Annotated in this window: 3 protein-coding genes; 1 reads left to right on the forward strand and 2 read right to left on the reverse strand. The window is 68.5% G+C overall.

Going from position 1 to position 7683, the window contains the following annotated elements; all coding sequences use genetic code 11:
• Window positions 1-70: 70 nt before the first annotated feature.
• Window positions 71-1765, reverse strand: coding sequence for a glycoside hydrolase family 3 protein (locus tag ACNAVT_RS30645; RefSeq protein WP_416301357.1), 1695 nt, complete (start codon window positions 1763-1765; stop codon window positions 71-73).
• Between the two features lie 433 nt (window positions 1766-2198).
• Window positions 2199-6617 (reverse strand): carboxypeptidase regulatory-like domain-containing protein, encoded by a 4419-nt coding sequence (locus ACNAVT_RS30650; RefSeq protein WP_416301359.1) that lies wholly within the window; start codon window positions 6615-6617, stop codon window positions 2199-2201.
• A gap of 374 nt (window positions 6618-6991) precedes the next feature.
• Between ACNAVT_RS30650 and ACNAVT_RS30655 the strand changes: the two genes are divergently transcribed.
• Entirely contained in the window at window positions 6992-7495 is a 504-nt protein-coding gene (locus tag ACNAVT_RS30655; RefSeq protein WP_416301361.1) for a winged helix-turn-helix domain-containing protein, read from the forward strand.
• Window positions 7496-7683: the final 188 nt, after the last annotated feature.

Raw genomic sequence — 7683 nt, forward strand, 5'->3', positions numbered from 1 at the left:
GCTGTCCCTCCCGCCCTGCCACGTCATGTGGACCATGCTCGCCTGCACCATCGACCCCTACGTCCGCCGGTCAGCCGCCGTAGCTGAGCCCGTGTCCGAAGGGGTACAGGGCGCCCGAACCGTTCGCGCGCGGGATCGTGACGGGCAGTTTGCCGACGGGGTTGACCTCCCCGAACAGCACGCGGGTCAGCGACTCCATCGAGGCGGCCGTGTAGCCGTAGGTGACGAGGTAGGTTGGCGCCGCGGTGAGATACGAGACGTCATAGGGGTTGCGCATTCCGGAAACGACGACCGGCTTCCCCGTCGCGAGCAGCGCTTTGACCAGGGCCTGCTGAGCGGCGGCCGACGCGGTGGGCAGCCCCGTGTCGGGGTTGACACTGGCCGCGTTCATCGTCGATACCACCACGAGGTCGCTGCGAGCGGCTTCGGTGACCACCTGGTTGATCCTGGTCTGGCTGGGTGTCGTGCCGGTCTCCGCGATCGTGACCGTCTGCCCACGTCGGCCGATCGCGCTGCCGAGCGTGCTCGTCGTCGTCACGCCCCAGCCGGTCACGAGAACCTTCCGCGGGTCACGAGTGAGCGGCAGCACGCCGGCGTCGTTCTTGACGAGCGTCGTGGTGTGGTCGGTGATGAGTTGCGCGTCGGCGAGGTGGTCGGGCGCGCCGACGACCTTGTCCGCCAGCTCGACGTCGACGAACGGATGGTCGAACAGCCCCCTTTTCATCTTCAGCCGCAGAATCCGGTAGACCGAATCGTCAAGGCGCCGCGTGGAGATCTCGCCGTTGCGGACGGCGTTGAGCACCGACGTGTAGGCGACGTCCATCTGCGGCGCCAGTACGAGCTGGTCGGCGCCGGCCTTGAACGCCTCGACCGGCGCGACGTTCGGCGGATACGTGCTCGTCGCCCCTTGCATGTCGAGGGCGTCGGTGACGATGAGCCCGTCGTAGTCCAGTTCCTCGCGTAGCAGCCCGGTGAGGATGGGCGCGGACATCGTCGCCGGTGCGCCGCTGGAATCAACCGACCGGAGCACGACGTGCGCCGTCATGATCGTGTCGACGCCTTGGGCGATCGCAGCCCGGAACGGCGGCAGGTCGATCGCCTCGAGCTGAGCGCGGGTGTGGGTGACCTCCGGTAGGCCGAAATGGCTGTCCGTGGCAGTGTCACCGTGCCCCGGGAAGTGCTTGGCAACCGTGGCCACACCGCCGTCGTGGTAGCCGGCCACCTGGGCAGCCACTATCTCGGACACCAGAGTGGGGTCTTCACCGACCGATCGCACGCCGATGACGGGGTTGGCCGGGTTGACGTTGACATCAGCGACCGGTGCATAGTTCTGGTTGATCCCGACGGCCGCCAACTCGGCGCCGATCACCTCGGCCGAGCGGTGCGCGTCGGCCGCCGATCGTCCCGCGCCGAGGGCCATGTTGCCGGGCATCTCCGTGGCCGGTGCGACGAGCCGGAAGACGACGGCGCCACCCTCCTGGTCCGTGGAGATGAGCAGCGGAACCGGTTGCCGCTGGCGGACAGCAGCTGCCTGTAGTCCGTTGGACAGCGTGGCGATCTGCTGCGGGTTTCGCACGTTGTCGGGCCCGCGCCTGGAGTCGAAGTAGATGACCCCGCCCGGCTTGTACTTGTCGATGACCTGGGCCGGGGTGTCGACACCGTACAGCGCCCGGTTTCTGGCCGCCATGGCCGGGGAAACGGCGTTGGCGTCCTGGCCGTACACCTCGACGACGAACAGTTGCCCGACCTTCTCCTCGAGGGTCATGTGCCGGATCATGCTGATGATCTTGCCACGGAACCCGGCGTCACCCGAATGCCCGGGCCCACCACCGTTCACCGCGCCGATCGGGCCCTGCGGCTCAGCGACCGCCGGCGCCGCCGCGGACGGCAGAAGCGCGCTAACCGAAACAGCGGCGACGCAGACTCGCCAAACGAACCTATGGCGCATGCGAACCTCCGGGGGAAGACCAGCGACCGCCCTAACTGTAAGCGAACCTAACTAAATGGCAAGAGGCTCCGGCGCGAATTTGGTTTTCGGCCCTGGCCGTCCATGGACTGCAGTTACGTGAGCACCTCGTCTAGCATGCGACCGGTCCCGTCGGACTCTTCGACGAGGACCGCCAGTGCGATCGCGTGAAGCAACGGGCCGGGCCCGCGCCGATCAGGTCGGCGCGGGCCCGGTTTGTCTCAGCTGTCGGTCAACACTTGGTACGTCGGAGGGCGAAGTCGGTGGTCACCGTCTTGCCCGCCTTGATGTTCACCTTCTGGGCCTGTGGGATCCACCCGTCCAAGGCCGCGATCACCTGGGTCGGGTTGGCGCCCGCGGGCGCCCAGATGGCGTAGTTGCCGTTGGCGTCGGCCTCCAGCGTGAACGTCCAGGAGTCCTTTCCGGTGACCTGGACCGTGGCGCCCCGCAGCGGGGCCCTATTGCCCTGGCAGTCGATCCCGGTGACGGTGCCGGCCAGCTTGCCCCAGTCCTTGGGCGGCTGCACCACCATCGTCACGTCGATCGGGTCTACCGCGTACGGGGTGTTGGACTTGACCCCGAGCTGCGCGGTGTACGTGCCGGGCTGGCTCACGTCCGCCGCCGAGGTGGCGTCGAGGCTGACGGTCACCTTGACGCTCTGTCCCGGCTGCAGGGTCGCCGTGGTCGGGATCGCCGACAGCCACGGAACGTCGGTGACGGCAGCGCACTGGTCGAAGCCGGGCAGCATTTCGCTTTCCGGCGTCGGGGTGAAGCCACCGGTCGATCCACCGACCTTCACGAACCCGCACGCCGCGCCGGCCCGGTAGCGGGCCTGGTTGGCATTGGGCAGCGCCGACCAGGAGTTGGCCGCCGGGTCGTACGCCCAGCCCTGGTTGGTGACAATGGTGGAGTTGTTGATGACGCCGGTAGACAGCAGCAGCATGCCGTTGGCGGCGTCGGCGGCCACGCCCCAGAAGTCGACCGGCAGGTCGGCCAGCTGGGTCCAGGTGTTGGTACCCGGGTTGTAGCCGTAGGTGCTCTTCAGCGTCGTCGGCCCGTTGCCGCCGGCGCAGTACACGGTGCCGTTGATCCCGCCGCAGCCCTGCCAGGCCACCGCGACCGGGTACGGCGCAACCGTGGTGAAGCTGTCCGCGCCCGGGTTGTACCGCACGACCGCGTTGGACTTGGCGCAATTGCCGTCCGTGCAGCCGCCGACGAGGTAGATCTGGCCGTCGGCCATGGCGATGCCAGGCGCGGCCCGCGGCGCCGGGTTGGTCGAGGCTCGGGTCTGCCAGGCATTGGTGGCCGGGTCGTAGACGTGGACCTTGTTGGACGGGTTGCCGGCCGGGTCCCAGCCGCCGAACACGTACAGCTTGCCGTCGACGAACGTCGCCGCCGGCTTCTCCAGCGCCACCGGCAGGTCGGCGATCCGGGTCCACACGTTGGTGGCCGGGTCGTAGACGTAGCTGTTGGCGAGGTTGGCGGTGGCGGAGGCCCCGCCGACCGAGTACACCTTGCCGTCGTACGCGGCCACGGCGTTGTCCATCACCGCGGTCGGGTAGTTGGCGGTGTTGATCCACGGCGGTGCGTTGGGTGACGGCTCCATCGGGTCACCGGGCTGGCTGTCGCCGCGCCAGGCGATCGAGGTGCCGTTGCCCTTGACCCGGTGGTTCTGCAGCGGAGCGCCGCGGGGTCCGAGGATCTCGAAGCCGCCGCGCCGCTCGGACAGGTCGACGGTGGCCGGCGCGTTGCCGGTGTTGGTGATGGTGGTCTGCACCGTTGTCTTCTGCCCCAGCGTCGGGCTACTGGTCAGCGACGGCGGCGTGATGCTCAGCCGGCCGGCCTTGAGGCGGAAGTCGGCGCGGTTGGTGCGGTCGGCCGCCACGTTCACCGTGTTGGTGACCGACCCGTAGCCGTTGCTCGCCGCCGTGAACGGGTGCTCACCGGTCAGGGTGGAGAACATCCAGTAGAAGCCGCCGCCGAGGTTGGGATCGTCCGGCGTCGCTGCGGTGGTGGCCTTCTCGGCCGGCTTGTCGACGCTGGTCACGGTGGCGCCGTTCAGGCCGGTCGAGGTGTTGCCGTCAACTGCCCGGCCGAGCACGAGTCCGCCGGGGATCGGGTCGCAGCCCCGGTTGACGAGGGAGACGTTGTCGATCTCCCACCACCACGCCCAGGTGGCCTGGTGGTGGAACCGGATCCGGACGTCGGCCTTCCCGCCGGCTTGCGGGAGCGGCACTTCCTCAAGGACCGGGCCGCGCCGGCTGGTGGTGGTCCAGTGGGAGGCGGTGACCCAGGTGGCGCCGCCGTCGACGCTGACATCGACGTCGGCAAGACCGTTGAGCGCCCGGTAGTCGCTGTTGAACCGCAGCACCGGCGACGACACGGCGGTCAGGTCCAGCGACGGGGTGATCAGGTCGGAATCGACGGGCTTGCCGGAACCGGCCGCGTCGGTGTCCACGATCGCGTAGTTGCCGGTGCCGCCGGTGAGGTTGCCCCGGTTCTTCGGGTCGGTGAACGTCCAGCCGCCGTTGACGGTGCGGTTCACCACGTTCCAGCCCTGCGGGGTCGTCCCCGACTCGAACTGCTCGGTGAACAGCGGGTCGCCGTACTTGAACTGGTAGCCGGCGGCGGTGCAGGTGTTCTCGACGGCGAGGTCGAGGTTCTTCACCTGGTCGCCGTCACCGACGGTGATCTGCGCGGTGCCCTGCTGGTAGGCCGGGTACATCGCCTTGACGGTGAGCCCGTACTCGCCGGCCGGCAGGTCCACCGAGTACGCGCCGGTGACCGGGTCGGTGAACAGCGGGCCGCCCGGCCGGCCGGCCACGTCGATGCGCGCGTACAACGGCCAGCCGTGGCCGGAGCCGTCCTTCACCACACCGGTGACCTTGCGCACCGGCACCGCGTCGAGGGTGAAGTTCGCCGCGACCGTGCCACCGTCGGTGACGGTGACCGCCTGGGTCTTCGACGTGTAGCCGAACGCGGACGCAGTCAGCTCGTGCTGCCCGGCCGGCAGGGTCAGCTTGTAGCCGCCCTGGTCGTCGGTGATGGTGCCGCTGTTCCCGACGCTGACCGAGGCGCCGGCGATCGGTGCGCCACCGGACTTGGCGACCTTGCCGGTCACCTCACCGCGCGGCCCGGCGACACAGTTGGGGAACTTCATCGCGCCGACCCGGGTCTGCCAGGAGGCGGAGCTGGTGGCGGCCATGTACTCGGTGGTGAACCAGAAGGTGCAGCCGTCGGTCGGATCCACCGACATCGAGCTGTAGTCACCCCAGCGGGCCGCCGAGTGGGTCTGCGCTCCCTTGCCGGCGATCAGCGTGCGCTCGCTCTGCCCGAGTTGGCCGAGCGGGTCGCCGGCGAGCCGGCCGGCCATCCGGATCGACGGGTAGGCGGTGGTTCCCGACGCCGAGTAGCCGAAGGCGATGTTGCCGGAGACGTCGATCGCGCCGCTGGCCATCCAGCGGTGCTCGCCGTCGGGGGCGTAGGTGCCCTGCTGGTTGATCCGCCAGTTGGTGGGCGAGGTGCTCTGCAACTCGTACCAGCGCACGCCGGCGTGATCGGTGCCGTCGGCGTCCACGGTGTGGTTCAGCACCATGGAGGCGTGGTCGCCGAAGTTGCGGTACGCGGCCCGGTACATCAACCGGTCCGAGATGGCGTCCAACCGCGCCGAGGTGCCCTGCTGGGGGACGCAGGTGCGGGCGTAGTTGCACATGTTGGAGTCGAACGGTGCGGTCTCCAGATGGCGGCTCGGGGCGAGGTTGTTGCCGAATGTGGAGTTCGCGGGGTTGGCCCAGTCGAGCTTGAAGTCCCACATCAGGAGCCGGTCGGTGGGTGAGACGCCCCATGCGTCGTCGTCGAACATGACGAACGGGTTCGGCGCCCCGGCCGGCGGGGCGAGGCCCTCGGCGTCGGCGGGCAACAGGCCGCCGAAGTCCGGTCCAAGGTGGAAGTAGACCATCCGGGCCGGTTGGCCGGCCAGCATCTTCTCCCGCTCGAACGCCACCGCACCCGCGCCGACGAACGACGGGGCGAACTCGTTGGTCGTCATGTAGTAGGCGTCCGGCCAGATCCCGTACTTGGGGTAGTCGTTCATCCGGGTCTGGTGGTAGAGGAAGTCGTACCGGTAGTAGGCGCCGGTCGGGTCCGGGGTCTGGGAGATCGCCATGCACTGGTGGTTGCCAGCGGACCCGCCGGGCAGGGCGAACTGGGTGACCATCCACCGGTCGGCGCTCTCGTCGTAGAGAACGATGGGGTCGCCGTCGTTGCGGGTCTCGCAGGGCCCGCCGAAGCCGGACCAGATCGCGTTGGCGGGCAGCGGTCCGAGCAGCAGGTTGCCGGTCTTGCTGTAGACGGCGTAGTGCAGGTTCACCATCTGCACGTAGTGGTTGGGCCCCACGTCGCCGTTGGGGTCCGGGGGCAGCACGCCGTCGATGTTGCCGACGCCCTCGAAGTTGGCGGTGAATTCAGGTACCTGGGTGGCGGTGAAGCCGCGCTGGACGACGTCGCTGCCCGCGGTGTCGGACTTGGCGGTCGCTTGCCGCTCCAGTGATCGAGCCGGCTGTGCCGCGGTTGTCGATCCCTGTCCGCTCTTGTTTTTCGGAGCGGTGTCGCGCAGTTTTTGAGAAAGGTCGTGTTTGGCGGCTTGGCGCACTTCAGCCTTCGCGGCTGCGGGTGCGGCGCGCCCCGGCTCGACGGGCTTGGCGGCCGCTGGTAGGGCGCCAAGGAGGAGAGTGGCGGCGGCCACGACGGCGACCGGGCCCGATCTCAGCAGTCCTCTTCGCGATTTGCGCATCTGACGACGAACCTCCTAGCTGACGGCGACCAACAGTGGCCGGTCACCGAGGGTGCGGGACGAGCAACCGCTGGTGAGCGGCGTCCCGCGATCATCGTCGATGGATCTCGATCTTCTCTCAAGCACAGGAGCGGGGCAGGAATGGGTCAAAATCGGTTCAACAAGGAGTCGCGGCTCTGAACAGGCAACCGGTTGATATTGACCGGCGTACTGCAAGTTGCTTTCCTTCTCCCATGAGCAGTCCGGCGGGGGATTTCGACGAACAGCCGGTCATACTGTGTGTGACCGCCAGCCGCAGCAAGCGCGCTCAGTTGGCTCGGCTCATGAGCGGCCACGGTGTCGTACTGATGTTTCCCCACCTGCAGGCGGTCCGCGCCGTGCTGTTCGACGACACGACCGCGTCCGCCGGCCCGGAAACGGGTGCGGTGGCGCTGGGGCGGCTGGTGGTGGACCAGCAGCGGCAACAAGTCAGCTGGGCCGGCCGCGCCCTTCCCCTGACCCGCCTGGAGCGAGACGTGCTCGCCGCGCTGGCCAGCCCGCCCCTGCGTGTCTGGACCTATCGGCAACTCTACGAGCGGGTGTGGGGAGCGGATTACCTCGACGACGCGTCGGCCGTCCGGTCCACCGTCAAGCGGCTACGCGGCAAACTTCGGGAGGCGGAGGCGACCGTCGCGGTGGAGTCGGCACGAGGTGTCGGCTACTCCCTGGTTGATGCGACTTCCCACGGCCGGAATTGAGCCAGTACGGCAAAGATCACGGAACTTTCCGCGGCGGTCCACACCGTCCATGCCCGACACCCGCACGAGCACGAGCCGCCCCGGGCCAACGCCTGGGGTTTATCGAACTGTGACATGTCACACGATAATTATAGACGTTCGCGGATTTAGGCTGCCGCCACACACCCTGGGCAACCTCCACCTCGAGT

The organism is Micromonospora sp. SL4-19, from assembly GCF_047921475.1.
In the GTDB taxonomy this organism is placed as follows: domain Bacteria; phylum Actinomycetota; class Actinomycetes; order Mycobacteriales; family Micromonosporaceae; genus Micromonospora.